Here is a 15,452-nt window from a genome sequence, read left to right as displayed (position 1 = left end):
GAGTATGGTCTCGCCGATCCGCCCCGAAGGACGGACCGGCCAGGGAGGAACGGGTCAGAAGTTGACGGTCGCGGTCACATAGACCTGACGCGGATTGCCGTAGAACGCGGTCAGGACGCCTTCGCGGCCCAGCGCAGCGACGAACGGCTGGGTGACCGCCCCGGTGATCGCATTGGCGGCCATGAAGGTATAGCCCGAGGTCTTGTAGCGCTCGTTGGTCAGGTTCTTGCCATAGACCCCCAGCGACCAGGCCCGATTGGGAGCGTGGTAGACAACGCTGGCATCGAACAGCTGGTAAGCCGGCTGGTCGATATAGGGGTTGGGCACTTCGAACTGGTAGGTCTTGCTCTTGAACGACATCCCGCCGCCCAGGCTGAGCTTACCTTCGCCCAGTGCCATGGTGTAATCCAGCGCGACATTGCCCGACCAGGCCGGGGTGTTCTGGATCTTGCGGTTGGCGGCAACATCGGTCGGCGTGCCGGCGATGTTGGTGACGTACTTGGTGAACTTGGCGTCGATATAACCAAGCGAGCCCGACAGGGTCAGCGTGCCGCTGTCAGTATCGACCAGCTTGGCCCGGGTTTCCAGTTCGAAGCCCTGCATCCGCGCCTTGCCGGCGTTGGAGACCACGCCGCAGAAGGTCGGGACCTGAGTCACCACTCCGGCGACAACGACCTTGCTGGTGCAGGCGACCGAGCCGGGAATCTGGACGTCGGTATAGTCCATGTAGAACCCGGCGGCGGCGAGATAGACCCGGCGATCGAACAGGTTGGCCTTGTAGCCGATTTCGTAGCTGTTGACCTTCTCGGGGCGGAAAGTCAGGAACGCGGCGACTTCGGCGTCAGAGGGGATGCCACTGACATTGGTGGTCGGCGCGCTGGTGCCAACCCCGCGCGGATCAAACCCGCCACCCTTGAAGCCCTGCGAGTACGAGGCGTAGATCGTGGTGTCGCCGTTCGGCTGGAACGACAGGGTCGCCTTGGGGGTGAACTTGGTGAAGTCAGCCTTGCCGCGGAAGTTGGTCGAGGGCGTGCCGAACAGCGTTGCCGTGCCGCCAAAGGCCGGTGAACCGCCCAGATAGTTCTGCCGCAAGATCCGCCCGCTGCGCTCATCCCAGGTGTAGCGCCCGCCCAGCGAGAGGCTGAGCTGGTCGGTGATGTCGAAGGTCATGTCGGCGAAACCGGCGGCGGTCTCGGTGCCGATGTCGGCTTCGGTGAAGGCGGTCAGGCCCGGGAACACCGCATTGTTCCACAGTCGCACGTCGAACTGGGTCAGCGCGGAGGCCTTCAGGTAATAGAACCCGACCAGCCCGTGGAACCGGCCGCTATCGACCAGCAGCTGCACTTCCTGGCTGAACTGGTTGTTGATGTAATAGCCCGGAACGTCGACATCGACTGCCGGCAGCGCGTCGAAGTCGATCGGGGTGGCACTGTCATCCTCGCGGTACGAGGTGATCGAGCGGAAGGTCAGCGCCTCGCTCGGCTTGGCCTCCAGGAACAGCGAAACCCCCCAGCCTTCGACGTCCTGCGCCGGAGTGGTCAGCCCGCCACGGGTATCATAGACGTTGCTCAGCACCGGCGCGGCAGAGAGCAGGCTGGGGATCAGGCGGTGGCCGCCGCGGGCCGAGCTCTTGTCGTGAACCCAGTCCCCCGAAAGGCGCGCGAAGAAATCGGTGCCGTGGACTTCGATCGTGCCGCGCGCGGCATAGACGTTCTTGTCGTAGTTTTCGGCGCCGGTGGTCAGGTTGGTGCCGAACCCGTCGCGGGTCAGCCGCGCGAACGAGCCGCCGACCCGGACCACACCGGCGCTGTCGAGCGGGGCCGAAGCCGTGACCACGCCGTCAAGCTGGTTGTAGCTGCCATAGGTGCCACGCAGTTGCAGGCGGAAATCATTGGGCAGGCGCTTGGTCACGTACTTGACCGCGCCGCCAACGGTGTTGCGGCCATAGAGCGAACCCTGCGGGCCGCGCAGCACTTCGATCCGCTCAACATCATAGATGTCGAGCACGGCGGCCTGGGGGCGGTTGAGGTAAACGTCGTCAAGATAGATCCCGACGCCCTGTTCGAAGCCCGAGACCGGATCCTGCTGGCCGATCCCACGGATGAAGGCGGACAGGGTGGAGTTGGTCCCGCGGCTTGCTTCCAGCGTCACGTTGGGGACCTGTTCGGCCAGCGCGGTGATGTCGATCGCGCCCTGATTGGCCAGCTGATCGCCCGACAGCGCGGTGATCGCGATCGGCACGTCGACCAGCGTTTCCTCGCGGCGACGGGCAGTGACGATGATCTCGCCCGATTCGGCCTCGGCGGTATCAGCGGCGTCCTGGGCGTGGGCCGGCATGGCGGTAAAGCCGACAAAAGCGCTGGCAATCAGCGAGGCGCGGCACAGCAAAGCAGTCTTACGCATGGGGTTTTCCCTCCCAAAAAATGGCCGCCCGGGCAGCGTGGCACCGGGCTTGTGCCGTTCCTTATATAAAAGTTGAACCAACTTTCAACTTTGTTATGCTTGCATGGACGAGGGGAGTGCACGAAAGTGGAAAAACGTGGCGCGGTTGCAACACCGCGATCCGGCAAGAGAGGGAATTCCATGGACGCTGCCGGCGCTATCGTATCGCCGCGCGAGCCGCGCACCGAGCGCGGCCGCCGCACCCAGCGCGCGATCCTCGATGCCGCTGCCGCCGAGTTCGGTGAAAAGGGCTTTCACGACAGCTCGATCGTTTCGATCACGATCCGCGCCAAGGTCGCGCTGGGCAGCTTCTACACATACTTCGAAAGCAAGGAGGCGCTGTTCAAGGCGCTGGTGGCGGATATGAGCGGCCGGGTCCGCGATCACGTCGCCCCGGTGCTCGCCCGCCACGGCGGCGGCGCGATCGGCGCCGAAGGGATCGCACTCGCGGCCTTCCTCGACTTTGCGCGGAGCCACAAGGAAATCTACCGGATCATCGACGAAGCCGAATTCGTCGCGCCGGATGCCTGGCGCGCGCATTATCTCAATACGGCAGCCCGCATCCTCGAACGCCTGCAGGCCGCGCGGGCCAAGGGTGAACTGGGGGTCGATCCCAGTGAAGTCCACGCCTGGGCGATCATGGGGATGAACGTGTTCCTGGGGCTACGCTTCGGCGTGATGGACGGCAGCGCGGATCTGGGCGAGGTGGCGAAGGTCGCCAATGCGCTGTTGAAGGATGGGTTGGGGTAGAAGTCGCGCGGCTCTGCGTTGACCTCACAAGCTTAATCACGTGGCCAGCGGCGGCTCGGATCTCTGCCTGCGAGCAGAATAGTATTTTCGTCGCGCTCGTCAAAATTAATAACGTGACGTGCTTCAAACGGCACCTCAATCCCGCTCCAAAACTCGTCGTTGTAAGCGACCGAACTTGGATCATTGTCCAGGATTCCGAAAAAGCCGCTCGAAGTCACTTCGCGAACGAGCACCCACATCCGTTCAACGGCTTCAGGCTCCTCGGCGTTGTCGATACTGATCCGGAAAATGAGCTTGGCGAGATCCCCTTGCTTCAAATTCGCTCGGACTGCTTGATCAGGAATCCAGAATGTTTCCGGCGAAGCAAGATGAAGCTCCTCACCGTCTTCGAGGCACCAGCCATCAATTTCCAAAGTCGGCTCACGCATATCTTTGAACTAGCGATCTATCTCAAGGCCTGCAATTCAAGCGCCCTCGTCGAGAACGCCATGTTGCGCCATAACTGCGATGACATTCCTATCATCCCCCGCTAATGGCCGCGCACCATGTCCAACCGCCGCACCTTTGCCATCATTTCGCACCCTGACGCAGGGAAGACCACGCTGACCGAGAAGCTCCTCCTTCAAGGCGGGGCGATCCACTTGGCGGGTGAGGTCAAGGCCCGGGGCCAGGCGCGGCGGGCGCGGTCGGACTGGATGAAGATCGAGCAGCAGCGCGGGATCTCGGTCACCTCGAGCGTGATGACCTTCGAGCGGGACGGCGTGACCTTCAACCTGCTCGACACCCCGGGGCACGAGGACTTTTCCGAAGATACCTACCGCACGCTGACCGCGGTGGACTCCGCGATCATGGTGATCGACGCCGCCAAGGGGATCGAGCCGCAGACCCGCAAGCTGTTCGAGGTCTGCCGGCTGCGCTCGGTGCCGATCATCACCTTCGTCAACAAGGTCGACCGCGAGGGGCGCTCGGTGTTCGAGACGCTCGACGAGGTGGCCGATGCGCTGGCGCTCGACGTGGTGCCGATGTCCTGGCCGATCGGCATGGGCGGCGAGTTCCAGGGCGTGCTCGATTTCGCGACCAACAGCATTGCCCGGCCCGAAGGCCCGAGCCGCGAATTCCTTGGCAAGGTCACCCCGGCCGAGGGCATTCCCGAAGCCATCGCCGAGGAAATCGAACTGGCCCAGGGCGGCTATCCCAGCTTCGATCTGGCGGCCTATCGCCACGGTGACCTGACCCCGGTCTATTTCGGATCGGCGCTCAAGAACTTTGGCGTGGCCGAGCTGATCGACGCGATCGCCCGCTATGCCCCGCCGCCCCGCCCGCAGCCGAGCGAGCAGGGCACGATTGAGCCGACGGACAAGGAAGTCACCGGCTTCGTCTTCAAGGTCCAGGCCAATATGGACCCGCAGCACCGCGACCGGATCGCCTTCATGCGGCTGGTCTCGGGCACCTTCAAGCGCGGCATGAAGCTGACCCCTTCGGCGCTGGGCAAGCCGGTCGCGATCCATTCGCCGATCCTGTTCTTTGCCCAGGACCGCGAGATTGCCGATACCGCCGAGCCCGGTGACATCATCGGCATCCCCAACCACGGCACGCTGCGGGTCGGCGATACGCTGAGCGAGAACAACAAGGTCCGCTTCACCGGCCTGCCCAACTTCGCCCCGGAAATCCTCCGCCGCGTCGCGCTGAAGGATCCGACCAAGACCAAGCAGCTCAGGAAGGCGCTCGACGACCTGTCCGAGGAGGGCGTGATCCAGGTGTTCTACCCGGAGCTTGGCGGGCAGTGGATCGTCGGCGTGGTCGGGCAGCTGCAGCTCGACGTGCTGATCAGCCGGCTGGAAGCGGAGTACAAGGTCGAAGCGATGCTCGAAGCCGCGCCGTTCGACACCGCGCGCTGGCTCAAGGGGCCCGATGCGGCGCTCAAGCAGTTCGCCGATTTCAACAAGAGCAATCTCGCCAAGGACCGCGACGGCGATCCGGTGTTCATGGCGCGCTCTTCGTGGGATGTCGGCTATCAGCAGGAGCGCAATCCCGAGCTGGTGTTTTCGGCGACGAAGGAACGATAATACTCTCGCGAAGGCGCAAAGGCGCGAAGACCATGCGCCAAGCCGAAGGCTTGCTTTGCCTTTCAGGCCTGGTGGCAGAATGCCGCGTTTGATCAGAAAGCGGCTTCGCCGTGCAGAACGACATCTTCGCGCCTTAGCGCCTTTGCGTGGGCCAATCTTCCTTCTTCCTTGCGACCCATCCGCCCAATGCATAGGTTGGCCGGATGGAATTCACCGACCACATCACCCCCGATCACGAAGCGATGATTGCCAGACAGGCGATCTTCTTCACCGCCACCGCTGCTGCCGAAGGCCGGATCAATCTCAGCCCCAAGGGCCTGAAGGATACCTTCAAGGTGCTCGGGCCCAAGCGCGTCGCCTTTCTCGACCTGGGCGGCTCGGGCAACGAGACGCATGCGCATCTGGCCGCGGACGGGCGCATCACGATTATGATGTGCAACTTCGAACAGCCCGCGCTGATCCTGCGGCTCTATGGTCGGGGCCGTCCGGTGCTGCCACAGGACCCCGACTGGTCCGAACTGGCGGGGCACTTCACGCTGCTGCCGGGAACCCGCCAGATCTTCGATATCGCGGTCGATAGCGTTCAGACCAGCTGCGGCTGGGGGGTGCCGGTGATGCACCTCGACAAGGAGCGGGAGACCCTGCCCAAGTACCACGCCCAGTCCGATCCGGAGAAGTGGCTGGCCAAGGTTGGGGGGCGCACCTCCAGCATCGACGGCCTGCCGACCCGGCCGACCGATCGGTTTATCGCCGGATAAAGGCGCTCGGACCGCTCATGGTGAGGAGGGACTGAGCTTGTCGAAGGCCCGTCTCGAACCACTGCGTTCTGGCGCAAAGGTCCTTCGAGACGCGTCTTCGACTTCGCTCAGCCGCTCCTCAGGATGAGCGGAGATTGGCAAACATGCAGCTTACCTTCGCCAGCTACAACATCCACAAGGCCGTCGGGCTCGACCGCCGCCGCGATCCCGAGCGGATCCTGGCGGTGCTGCACGAGATCGACGCCGATGTGGTCGCGCTGCAGGAGGCCGACCGGCGCTTTGGCAAGCGCGAGAGCGCGCTGCCGCTCCAGCTGCTCGATGATCTGTCGCATTACCGCGCGGTGCCGCTCAACCACCGGCCGGATTCGATCGGTTGGCATGGCAACGCCCTGCTGGTGAAACGCGGGATCCGGATTGTCGAAGCCGGGGTGGTGCCCTTGCCGACGATCGAGCCGCGCGGGGCGGTGCGGGCCGATCTGCTGGTCGAAGGGCGGCGGATCCGGGTGGTCGGCATGCATCTTGACCTGTCGGGCCTGCGCCGCCGCCAACAAATCCGCGCGATCCTGGCCCATGCCGAACGCTGCGGCCCGGCCTGCCCGACGGTGATGATGGGCGATCTCAACGAATGGTCGTTTCACGCCGGGTCGCTGCACGAATTCCATGCCCCCTGGCGGGTGCTTGCGCCGGGGCGTTCTTTCCCGGCGCGGCGCCCAGTCGCGCAGCTCGACCGGATCGTGATTTCAGCCGAGTGGGAGCTTGAGGCAGCCGCGGTTCACCATTCGGTGCTGGCCGCGCGGGCATCGGATCACCTGCCCGTCCTGACCCGGCTCAAGCTGCCCGTTTTTTAGGCAACTGCGCAACAAAGCGGCCCGTGCCGTGGCTGGCGCGTAACCGTATTTCTCCTGAATCGCTGATTCATAACATTATTGCCGAACTGGCACGGCCCTTGCTGCAGCTGCGAAGCCAGCGCTGTGCTGGCCACAAGCAATCAGGGGACAAGGCCGTGAAATTCATCATCGCCATCATCAAGCCCTTCAAGCTCGACGAGGTCCGCGATGCCCTCGGCACGCTCGGCGTGGCGGGCATGACCGTTACCGAGGTCAAGGGCTTCGGGCGACAGAAGGGCCAGACCGAGATTTACCGCGGCGCGGAATATTCCACCAACATGCTGCCCAAGGTGAAGATCGAACTGGCCGTCAGCGACGCGCTGGCGCCGCAGGTGGTCGAAACGATCCTGCAGACCGCCAGCACCGATTCGATCGGCGACGGGAAGGTTTTCGTGCTCGATCTGGCATCGGCCACCCGCATCCGCACCGGCGAAACCGGGGACACCGCGCTCTGAGCGCGGGCAACAGGAGGATACAGACAATGATTCGCAAGTTAGTTGGCGGTCTGGGGGCAACGGGGGCAGCACTGCTTACCGCCACGGCCGCATTTGCCCAGGACGGGCCGATCAAGGCCCCAACGGCTGAGCAGATGGCCGGCATGGTCGACAAGGGCGATACCGCCTGGATGCTGACCTCGTCGGTTCTGGTGCTGATGATGAGCATCCCGGCGCTCGCGCTGTTCTATGGTGGCCTGGTCCGCACCAAGAACATGCTGTCGGTGCTGATGCAGGTATTCATGATCGTGTCGATCGCGGCGCTGGTCTGGGTCGGCTGGGGCTATACCATGGCATTCACCACGGCTGACAGTCCGGCCCCGATGTTCGTTGGCGGCCTTTCCAAGGCATTCCTGTCCGGGGTTTCGGCCTCGACCTATGCCGCGACCTTCAGCAACAACGTCTATCTGCCCGAATATGTGTTCGTGGTTTTCCAGATGACCTTCGCCTGCATCACGCCGGCGCTGATCGTTGGGGCCTTTGCCGAACGCGTGAAGTTCTGGCCGCTGATGCTGTTCATGGTGCTGTGGCTGACGATCGTCTATTTCCCGATCGCGCACATGGTCTGGTACTGGGCGGGCCCCGACTTCCTGGTCGATGCGCCCAAGGATGCCGGTTACCTGTGGGATATGGGTGCGATTGACTTTGCCGGCGGCACGGTGGTCCACATCAACGCCGGGATCGCTGGCCTGGTCGGCTGTCTGATGATCGGCAAGCGGATCGGCTTCGGCAAGGAAGCCACCCCGCCGCACTCGCTGACCATGACCATGATCGGCGCTTCGCTGCTGTGGGTGGGCTGGTTCGGCTTCAACGCCGGCTCCAATCTCGAAGCCAATGGCGTGACCGCAGTGGCCTTCATCAACACCTTCGTCGCCACTGCCGCCGCCGCCTTGTCGTGGGCCGTGGTCGAACAGATCCACCACAAGAAGCCCTCTATGCTGGGTGCCGTAACGGGGGCCGTCGCCGGTCTGGTTGCGATCACTCCGGCTTCAGGCTTTGCCGCACCGATGACCTCGATCGCACTCGGCTTCGTGGTTTCTCCGATATGTTACATGTTCGTCTCCTATGTGAAGAACAAGCTGAAGTACGACGATACGCTGGACGTCTTCGGGGTTCACTGCATCGGCGGGATCGTCGGCGCGATCGCCACCGGAATTGTCGCCGATCCGGCGCTCGGTGGGCAGGGCATCCTTGACTACTATGTCTTCCCCTATGGCAGCACCGAATACGACATGGCTGCCCAGGTCTGGAAGCAGATCAAGGCAGTTGTGATCACCCTGCTGTGGTCGGGCGGTGTCTCTGCGGTGCTGTTCTTCGCCATCGACAAGGTCTTCGGCCTGCGTCCGACCGAAGAAGCCGAACGCGAAGGGCTCGACCTCAACGAGCACGGGGAACGCGCCTACAACTACTGAATACCAAGCTTGGCGGGTCCGGGGTTCCTCCTCCTCTCCTCCTCCCGGATCCGCCTCCCAGCGTTCCTCCTGCGAACGCAAACTGAAAGGGCCGGAGCATCACTGCTCCGGCCCCTTTTTTGTCCGCTGCAGGGCGGATCGATTACATTCCTTCGAGCGCCTTGCTGACCAGCACGTTGACCGAGACCCGGCGGTTCTGCGCCTTGCCTTCCTCGGTATTGTTGTCAGCCAGCGGATCGGACTCGGCCATGCCGGTCGGGGTCAGCATGCGGTAGGGCTTCCACTTGCAGTACTGCTGCAGGTAGTTGATCACGCTGGCGGCACGCTTTTCGCTGAGCACCTGGTTGTATTCCTCGCTGCCGACGGAATCGGTGTAGCCGACCACCAGGATGAAGGAATTTTCGGTCGCTTCGGCACCCGCCGCGGCGGTGCACAGTTCGTTCTTGGCCTGCGGGGTCAGGTTCCAGCGGCCGGTATCGAAATAGACGTTGGTCGTGCTCTTGATGTTGTACTTGTCGATATCGCCCATCCGCCCGCGCAGGGCCTCGGTCGCGGCCGATTGCTCGGCAAATCCCTGGGCGGTGCCATTGCGGATCATCATCGCGGTCTTGTAGTCGCCGGTCTTAAAGGTAACCTGGCTGGCCAGCAGCACGCCGCCGCCCTGCAGGGTCTTGACCGTGACCGGCAGGCCGTTGAGCAGCGCATCGGGGCCGAGCTTGTTCTTGCCGCCGCCGAAGAGTCCGCCGCCGGCCTTGATCTTGGTCGTATCGTTGACGAAGATCACGGTACTGGTGCCATCGGCAGCAGTGACGCGGATCTTTTCGCCGTTGCGGGCACTGATCACGCCCTTGATTTCGGGACCGGCAGTCATGTTCGACAGGTCGGGCAGCGGCTCGCCGGTAACGACAATGGTCGAATTCGCGGCTTCGGGCTGCTGGGCAGACAGACCGGTGGAAAGCGGAGCGGCGAGCAGGCCGATCAGGGCCAGGGTGCCCACCTTGGTGGAAATGACACGCATTCGGGTACTCCTTTGAATTTCAGCGACCGCCTGTTGGGGTAAGCCTTGCTGTCAGATGAACGTCATGGGAGCGAGGGCGATGCGAGCAGCCGGTGCGAGCGCAGGGCGGGACGAACCGATGATCCGGGAGCCGCGGCAGACCGGGCTTCAGCGGCGATAGAGCCCGCGATTCGAGATCGGCTTCAACGGGCCAGGGCGGCTTCGCTCTGCTCCATCAGGCGCTGCATGATCGTCGCGACGGGCTCTTCGGAATTGACCATGCCGACCGACTGCCCGGCCATCAGCGAGCCATTTTCGACATCGCCGTCGATCACTGCCCGGCGCAGCGCACCGGCCCAGAACCGTTCGATTTCCAGCTGGGCCTGCTCCATATCGACCGTGCCGGCATCGAGCATCGCGGCGACTTCGCGTTGCTTGGCAGTGAACTCTTCGGTGCCCTTATTTTTCAGCGCGCGGACCGGGATCACCGGCAGGCGCGGATCGACCTGGACCGAGGCGACCGCATCGCGGGCATTGGCCCGGAAGAAGGCCTGCTTGAACAGCGGGTGCGCAATCGATTCACTGGCGCAGGCGAAGGCAGTGCCAAGCTGTACGCCCGAAGCGCCCATCTCCAGATAGGCGCCGATCATATCGCCATGACCGATCCCGCCGGCGACGAAGACGACAAATTCATCGGCCAGTTCGGGCAGGAATTCCTGGGCCAGCACCGAAGTCGCTACCGGGCCGATATGGCCGCCGGCCTCGTGCCCCTCGATCACCAGGGCATCGGCGCCGGTGCGCAGCAGGCGCTTGGCCAGGGCGAGCGTGGGGGCGAAGACCAGCACCTTGGCGCCGAAGTCCTTAATCGCCTCGACGCTGCCCTTGGGCGGGATCCCGCCGGCCAGCACGACATGGCTGACGCCATGCTTGGCGCAGACCGCGATCAGATCGAACAGCAGCGGGTGCATGGTGATCAGGTTGACGCCGAACGGCTTGGCGGTCAGCGCCTTGGTCGCGGTAATTTCGGCGTCGAGCAGCTCGGGCGTCATTGCCCCGCAGGCGATCACGCCAAAGCCCCCGGCATTGCTGATCGCCGCGACAAGGTTTCGCTCAGACACCCAGCTCATCGCTCCGCACAGCACCGCGTGCTCGGTGCCTAGGAACTCACGGCCGCGCCGCATCAAGGCATGGGTCTTGTTGTACACTTGGAAATCCCCGCTCGTCGTAACGTCGCGCGCCTATAGGCAATGCCGGAGTACCGCGCCACCCCCTCCCTAATAATCGGAAAATCGGCACACTCTATCCAGATTTGATCGATTTCAACGATTAAATCTGTCAGTCATGCTCTACTCAGTTTCCGGGCGAGTCCCGGACTGAAGAGGAGACAGGAAATGGATGCCAAGACCGGATCAAGCGCGGGCGGCGGATGCCCGATCAAGCATGATGGCGGGGTGCGGGCATTGCTGGGCCGCACCAACCGCGATTGGTGGCCCGATGCCCTGGCGGTCGACATTCTCGCCCCCAATGGCGCGGCCGACCCGATGGGCGACGATTTCGACTATGCCGAAGCGTTCAACGCGCTGGACTATCATGCGCTCAAGGCCGATCTGGCCGCGCTGATGACCGATAGCCAGCCGTGGTGGCCGGCCGACTATGGCCACTACGGCCCGTTCTTCATCCGCATGGCCTGGCATGCGGCGGGGACCTATCGCACTGGCGACGGTCGCGGCGGAGCCAATAGCGGCCAACAACGCTTTGCCCCGCTCAACTCCTGGCCTGACAATGGCAACCTCGACAAGGCGCGGCGGCTGCTCTGGCCGATCAAGCAGAAGTACGGGAAGCACATTTCCTGGGCCGACCTGTTCATTCTGGCCGGCAATGTCGCGATCGAATCGATGGGCGGCCCGGTGTTCGGCTTCGGCGGCGGACGCAAGGACGTGTTCGAGCCCGAGAAGGACATTTATTGGGGCACCGAGGACAAGTGGGTCAACGAAGGCGTTCAGACCCGGATCGATCCCGAGCGCGGTCTTGAGGAACTCGACGGGCCGCTCGCCGCGATCCAGATGGGGCTGATCTACGTCAACCCCGAGGGACCGGGCGGCAATCCCGATCCGCTGCAATCGGCGCGCGACATCAAGGCTACGTTCGAGCGAATGGCGATGAACCACGAAGAGACCGTGGCGCTCACCGCTGGCGGCCACACCTTCGGCAAGGCGCACGGCAATGGCGATCCGTCGCTGCTCGGCGCGGCTCCGGCGGGCGGGGACATTGCCTCGCTCGGCTTCGGCTGGACCAGCAGCGCCGAGCACGGCGGCATCGGTGAGCATACCGTGACCAGCGGGATCGAAGGCTCGTGGGTCAATACCCCGACCGAGTGGTCGGAGAACTACTTCCGTCTGCTGCTCGACTATGACTATGAGCTGGTTCATTCGCCAGCCGGTGCACAGCAGTGGCAGCCGGTGAACCAGAAGCCGGAAGACATGGCCCCGGCGGCGTGGAACCCCGCGATCAAGGTTCCGACGATGATGACCACGGCCGACATGGCGCTGAAGATGGATCCCGAATTCCGCGTCATTTCGGAGAAGTTCCGGGGCGATCACGAAGCCTTCAAGGATGCCTTCGCCCGCGCCTGGTTCAAACTGTGCCATCGCGACATGGGTCCCAAGGTCCGCTACCTCGGCCCGGAAGTGCCTGCCGAAGACCTGATCTGGCAGGACCCCATCCCGGCCGGGACCATGCCGTCTGATGCAGACGTGGCAGCAGCCAAGGCCGCGATCGTTGGCTCGGGCCTGACCGTCAGCCAGCTGGTCAAGACCGCCTGGGCCTCGGCCAGCACCTATCGCAAGTCTGACCACCGCGGCGGTGCCAACGGCGCGCGGATCGCTCTTGCTCCGCAGAAGGACTGGGACGTGAACGAGCCGGCCGAACTGGCCAAGGTGCTTTCCACCCTTGATGGCCTGCGCGGTAACCTCTCGCTCGCTGATGCGATCGTGCTGGGCGGCGTGGTCGGGTTGGAGCAGGCGATCAAAGCGGCCGGGTTCAGCGTGCCGGTGCCGTTCATCGGCGGCCGCGCTGACGCCAGCGCCGAGCAGACCGATGCCGAAAGCTTTGCCGTGCTGGAACCGCAGGCCGATGCCTTCCGCAACTACCTGCCGCGCAAGCTGCGGGTGAAGACCGAGGAAATGATGCTCGACCGGGCATCACTGCTGGGTCTGTCGGTGCCGGAATTGACCGTTCTGATTGGCGGCCTGCGCGTGCTCGGCGCCAATCACGGCGGTCGCGGGCATGGCAGCTTCACGCACCGCGCGGGTCAACTGACCAATGACTTCTACGTCAACCTGCTGGGCATGACCAATGTCTGGAAGGCGGTCGATGGCAGCGACGAGGAAGAGTTCGTGGCAACCGACCGTGCATCGGGCGGAGAGACCTGGCGGGCGACCCGCGCCGACCTGGTGTTCGGTTCGAACAGCGAACTGCGAGCCGTTGCCGAGGTCTATGCCGAATCCGGTAGCGAAGAAAAGTTCGTGCGCGATTTCGTCAAGGCCTGGACCAAGGTGATGAACGCCGATCGCTTCGACCTGAACTGACCCGGCAAATATGCAGAAACCCCGCCGTGGCCAGGCCGCGGCGGGATTTCGCATTGAGGGACCGGAGGGGAGGGGGCTTGGGTTCCAGTCCCTCGGGGGAGATCAAGCTTTGAGCTTGGCGGCAATGGCAGCCACCCGCTCGCCATAAAGGCGGGCCGAGGCGAGATCGCCGCTGTGCACTTCGTCGACCGAGGCATCGGACGGCGAACGGACCATCAGCCCGACTGAGCCGCCAAGGTTGTTGAGGTCCGCGCTGGTCGAGGCCTTGGCATTGCTGGGGGCCTGGCCGAGGCTGACCCAGATCCCGCCATGCTGGCTGGCCAGAGTCTGCATCTGGATCAGGCTGACCTGTTTGTCGCCCGAAGGACTGGCCGAATTGGTGAAGCCACCGAACACCTTGTCGCTCCAGTCGCGGGTGAACCAGCGCTTGGATGTCGCGTCCGAGAATTTCTTGAACTGCCAGCTGGCGCTGCCCATGTAGGTCGGAGCGCCGAACACGATGGCATCGGCGGCGTCGAGCGCGGTCCAGTCTTCCTCCGAAATGTCGCCTTCGGGGCTGATCGCGATCAGATCGGCCTTGGCGCCGGCTGCAACGTGCTCCGCCACCACCTTGGTGTGGCCATAGCCCGAATGAAAGATAACCACGGTCTTCGTCATGGGTTTCGTCCTGTCTGTTGGTTTCAAAAAGTAACTAGATGACGAATCGCTACATAGGGGCCATATGAAAGCGGAAAAGAGGGCACTTGCCGGGAACAAGGTTTCCCGGCGGTAACCGCCCGAAAGGATCGGCTATGGCTTACGATGTTTATGATTCCGAATGCCCGGCCCGCGCTGTGCTTGACCATGTGGGCGACAAATGGGCGCTGCTGGTGCTCAATCGGCTGGGTGAAGGCCCGGTCCGTTTCAACGCGCTGCGCCGGGATATCAACGGCCTATCGCAGAAGGTGTTGAGCCAGGTGCTCAAGCGACTGGAACGCGATGGCCTGATCACCCGCACGGTCTTTCCGACGGTGCCGGTGACGGTCGAATATGCGCTGACCCGGATGGGCGAATGTCTCAATGCAAATGTCGGCCCGCTGCTGCATTGGGCCGAGAGCAACATGGACCAGATCCGCGCTGCGCAGTCTGCCTATGACGAGCGGCTGAGCGAAGCCGCCTGAGACCCGGTCGGCTGCATTCCGGCTTGTCCTGAGGCGTGGAAGCGGCCAAGGGGGCGGCAGGGCAGCCCGGGCCAGGTCCGGATCCGTTCGCTCCGATCCCAAGCCGAGGCCGCTTGCTCCATTACCTAAGCACTTCCGCACAAGACCTCGGCGAGCGCTGGCGCGCCCGGGGCTCGCAGCGGGCGATCGGCTTTGTCTTTGCGCTGCTGGCCGAGGCGCTGCTGATCCTGGCGGTGCTGTCGCTCGGCTGGACCCGCGAAGAGCCGAAGCAGCCCGATCGCAATCTGGTCAGCGTCTCGCTTGAGGCATCGGAGCAGAAGGCTCCGGACAAGGCCAAGGCGGCCAAGGTCCAGCCAAAGGCCGACCCGGCCCAGCCGCAGGCCGCACCGCCGCCGGCGCAGGCACAGCAGCCCGACCAGTCACCCCCCGCTGCTGCCACGCCGCCACCGATTATCCCGATCCCGCGCGACCAGATGGCCGGGTTCGATATTTCCAAACTGCCGCGCCAGCCCGCACCCGCTCCGGCAACCGGCAAAGGCATGATGGGCCCGCCCAATCTGGGCGTTCCGGGCGACAGCAAGCGGGTTGGAACTGCGCCGGGCGGCCAGCCGATGTATGCTGCCGCCTGGTACCGCGAACCCTATGACGATGAACTGCGCGGCTATCTCTCGACCGCACAGGGACCGGGCTGGGCGCTGATCGCCTGCCGCACCGCGCCCAATTTCCGGGTAGAAGACTGCGTCGGCCTCGACGAATATCCCGACGGATCCAACCTCCAGCGCGCCGTCCTCGCGGCCGCCTGGCAATTCCAGGTCCGCCCGCCGCGGATCGGCGGGGTCAGCCAGGTCGGCGCCTGGGTGCGGATCCGGATCGACTATACAGAGCGGCGCAATTAGCGG

Annotated in this window: 14 protein-coding genes; 9 read left to right on the top strand and 5 right to left on the bottom strand. The window is 63.9% G+C overall.

Features of this window, described 5'->3' with window-relative positions; genetic code table 11:
* Window positions 1-54 precede the first annotated feature (54 nt).
* The gene (locus B2V17_RS04110) at window positions 55-2,403 is read right to left on the bottom strand and encodes a TonB-dependent receptor (RefSeq protein WP_292995480.1); all 2,349 of its coding nucleotides are present in this window, start codon (window positions 2,401-2,403) and stop codon (window positions 55-57) included.
* Window positions 2,404-2,583: 180 nt separating this feature from the next.
* Here B2V17_RS04110 and B2V17_RS04105 point away from each other — a divergent pair, with 180 nt between their 5' ends.
* Window positions 2,584-3,192: a TetR/AcrR family transcriptional regulator gene (locus B2V17_RS04105; RefSeq protein WP_292995478.1), complete on the top strand. Its 609-nt coding sequence runs from the start codon at window positions 2,584-2,586 to the stop codon at window positions 3,190-3,192.
* Window positions 3,193-3,224: 32 nt separating this feature from the next.
* Here the strand turns inward: B2V17_RS04105 and B2V17_RS04100 are convergent, their stop codons facing one another.
* Entirely contained in the window at window positions 3,225-3,620 is a 396-nt protein-coding gene (locus B2V17_RS04100) for a hypothetical protein (RefSeq protein WP_292995476.1), read from the bottom strand.
* 117 nt (window positions 3,621-3,737) lie between these two features.
* Here B2V17_RS04100 and B2V17_RS04095 point away from each other — a divergent pair, with 117 nt between their 5' ends.
* The 5 genes from B2V17_RS04095 (at window position 3,738) to B2V17_RS04075 (ending at window position 8,809) form a co-directional block, all read left to right on the top strand.
* A complete protein-coding gene (locus tag B2V17_RS04095; RefSeq protein WP_292995474.1) occupies window positions 3,738-5,258 on the top strand; it encodes a peptide chain release factor 3 in 1,521 nt (506 codons plus the stop codon).
* Window positions 5,259-5,461: 203 nt separating this feature from the next.
* Window positions 5,462-6,016 carry a pyridoxamine 5'-phosphate oxidase family protein gene (locus B2V17_RS04090; protein ID WP_292995472.1) on the top strand — a complete coding sequence of 185 codons (555 nt, stop codon included), beginning with the start codon at window positions 5,462-5,464 and terminating at the stop codon, window positions 6,014-6,016.
* A gap of 143 nt (window positions 6,017-6,159) precedes the next feature.
* On the top strand, window positions 6,160-6,864 hold the full coding sequence (locus B2V17_RS04085) for an endonuclease/exonuclease/phosphatase family protein (protein ID WP_292995470.1): 705 nt from the start codon (window positions 6,160-6,162) through the stop codon (window positions 6,862-6,864).
* A 155-nt stretch (window positions 6,865-7,019) separates the two neighbouring features.
* Window positions 7,020-7,358, top strand: a complete 339-nt coding sequence (locus tag B2V17_RS04080) for a P-II family nitrogen regulator (RefSeq protein ID WP_292995468.1) — start codon at window positions 7,020-7,022, stop codon at window positions 7,356-7,358.
* Between the two features lie 26 nt (window positions 7,359-7,384).
* Window positions 7,385-8,809: an ammonium transporter gene (locus B2V17_RS04075; protein ID WP_292995466.1), complete on the top strand. Its 1,425-nt coding sequence runs from the start codon at window positions 7,385-7,387 to the stop codon at window positions 8,807-8,809.
* Window positions 8,810-8,951: 142 nt separating this feature from the next.
* Here B2V17_RS04075 and B2V17_RS04070 read toward each other — a convergent pair whose 3' ends face one another.
* A complete protein-coding gene (locus B2V17_RS04070; RefSeq protein WP_292995465.1) occupies window positions 8,952-9,827 on the bottom strand; it encodes an OmpA family protein in 876 nt (291 codons plus the stop codon).
* 182 nt (window positions 9,828-10,009) lie between these two features.
* Window positions 10,010-10,987, bottom strand: coding sequence for an NAD(P)H-dependent flavin oxidoreductase (locus tag B2V17_RS04065; protein ID WP_292995512.1), 978 nt, complete (start codon window positions 10,985-10,987; stop codon window positions 10,010-10,012).
* A gap of 210 nt (window positions 10,988-11,197) precedes the next feature.
* On the opposite strand from B2V17_RS04065, the gene katG reads away from it, so the two are divergent.
* Window positions 11,198-13,393 carry a catalase/peroxidase HPI gene (gene katG / locus B2V17_RS04060; RefSeq protein WP_292995463.1) on the top strand — a complete coding sequence of 732 codons (2,196 nt, stop codon included), beginning with the start codon at window positions 11,198-11,200 and terminating at the stop codon, window positions 13,391-13,393.
* Between the two features lie 102 nt (window positions 13,394-13,495).
* Here the strand turns inward: katG and B2V17_RS04055 are convergent, their stop codons facing one another.
* Complete coding sequence (locus B2V17_RS04055; protein ID WP_292995460.1) at window positions 13,496-14,050, bottom strand: flavodoxin family protein; 555 nt, start codon at window positions 14,048-14,050, stop codon at window positions 13,496-13,498.
* A 134-nt stretch (window positions 14,051-14,184) separates the two neighbouring features.
* Here B2V17_RS04055 and B2V17_RS04050 point away from each other — a divergent pair, with 134 nt between their 5' ends.
* Both B2V17_RS04050 and B2V17_RS04045 read left to right on the top strand, forming a co-directional pair.
* The gene (locus B2V17_RS04050) at window positions 14,185-14,553 is read left to right on the top strand and encodes a winged helix-turn-helix transcriptional regulator (RefSeq protein ID WP_292995458.1); all 369 of its coding nucleotides are present in this window, start codon (window positions 14,185-14,187) and stop codon (window positions 14,551-14,553) included.
* 113 nt (window positions 14,554-14,666) lie between these two features.
* Window positions 14,667-15,449 carry a hypothetical protein gene (locus B2V17_RS04045; protein WP_292995456.1) on the top strand — a complete coding sequence of 261 codons (783 nt, stop codon included), beginning with the start codon at window positions 14,667-14,669 and terminating at the stop codon, window positions 15,447-15,449.
* Window positions 15,450-15,452: the final 3 nt, after the last annotated feature.

This window comes from Novosphingobium sp. UBA6272, assembly GCF_002440635.1.
In the GTDB taxonomy this organism is placed as follows: domain Bacteria; phylum Pseudomonadota; class Alphaproteobacteria; order Sphingomonadales; family Sphingomonadaceae; genus Novosphingobium.
This window is presented reverse-complemented; position numbering and strand designations above follow the sequence as displayed.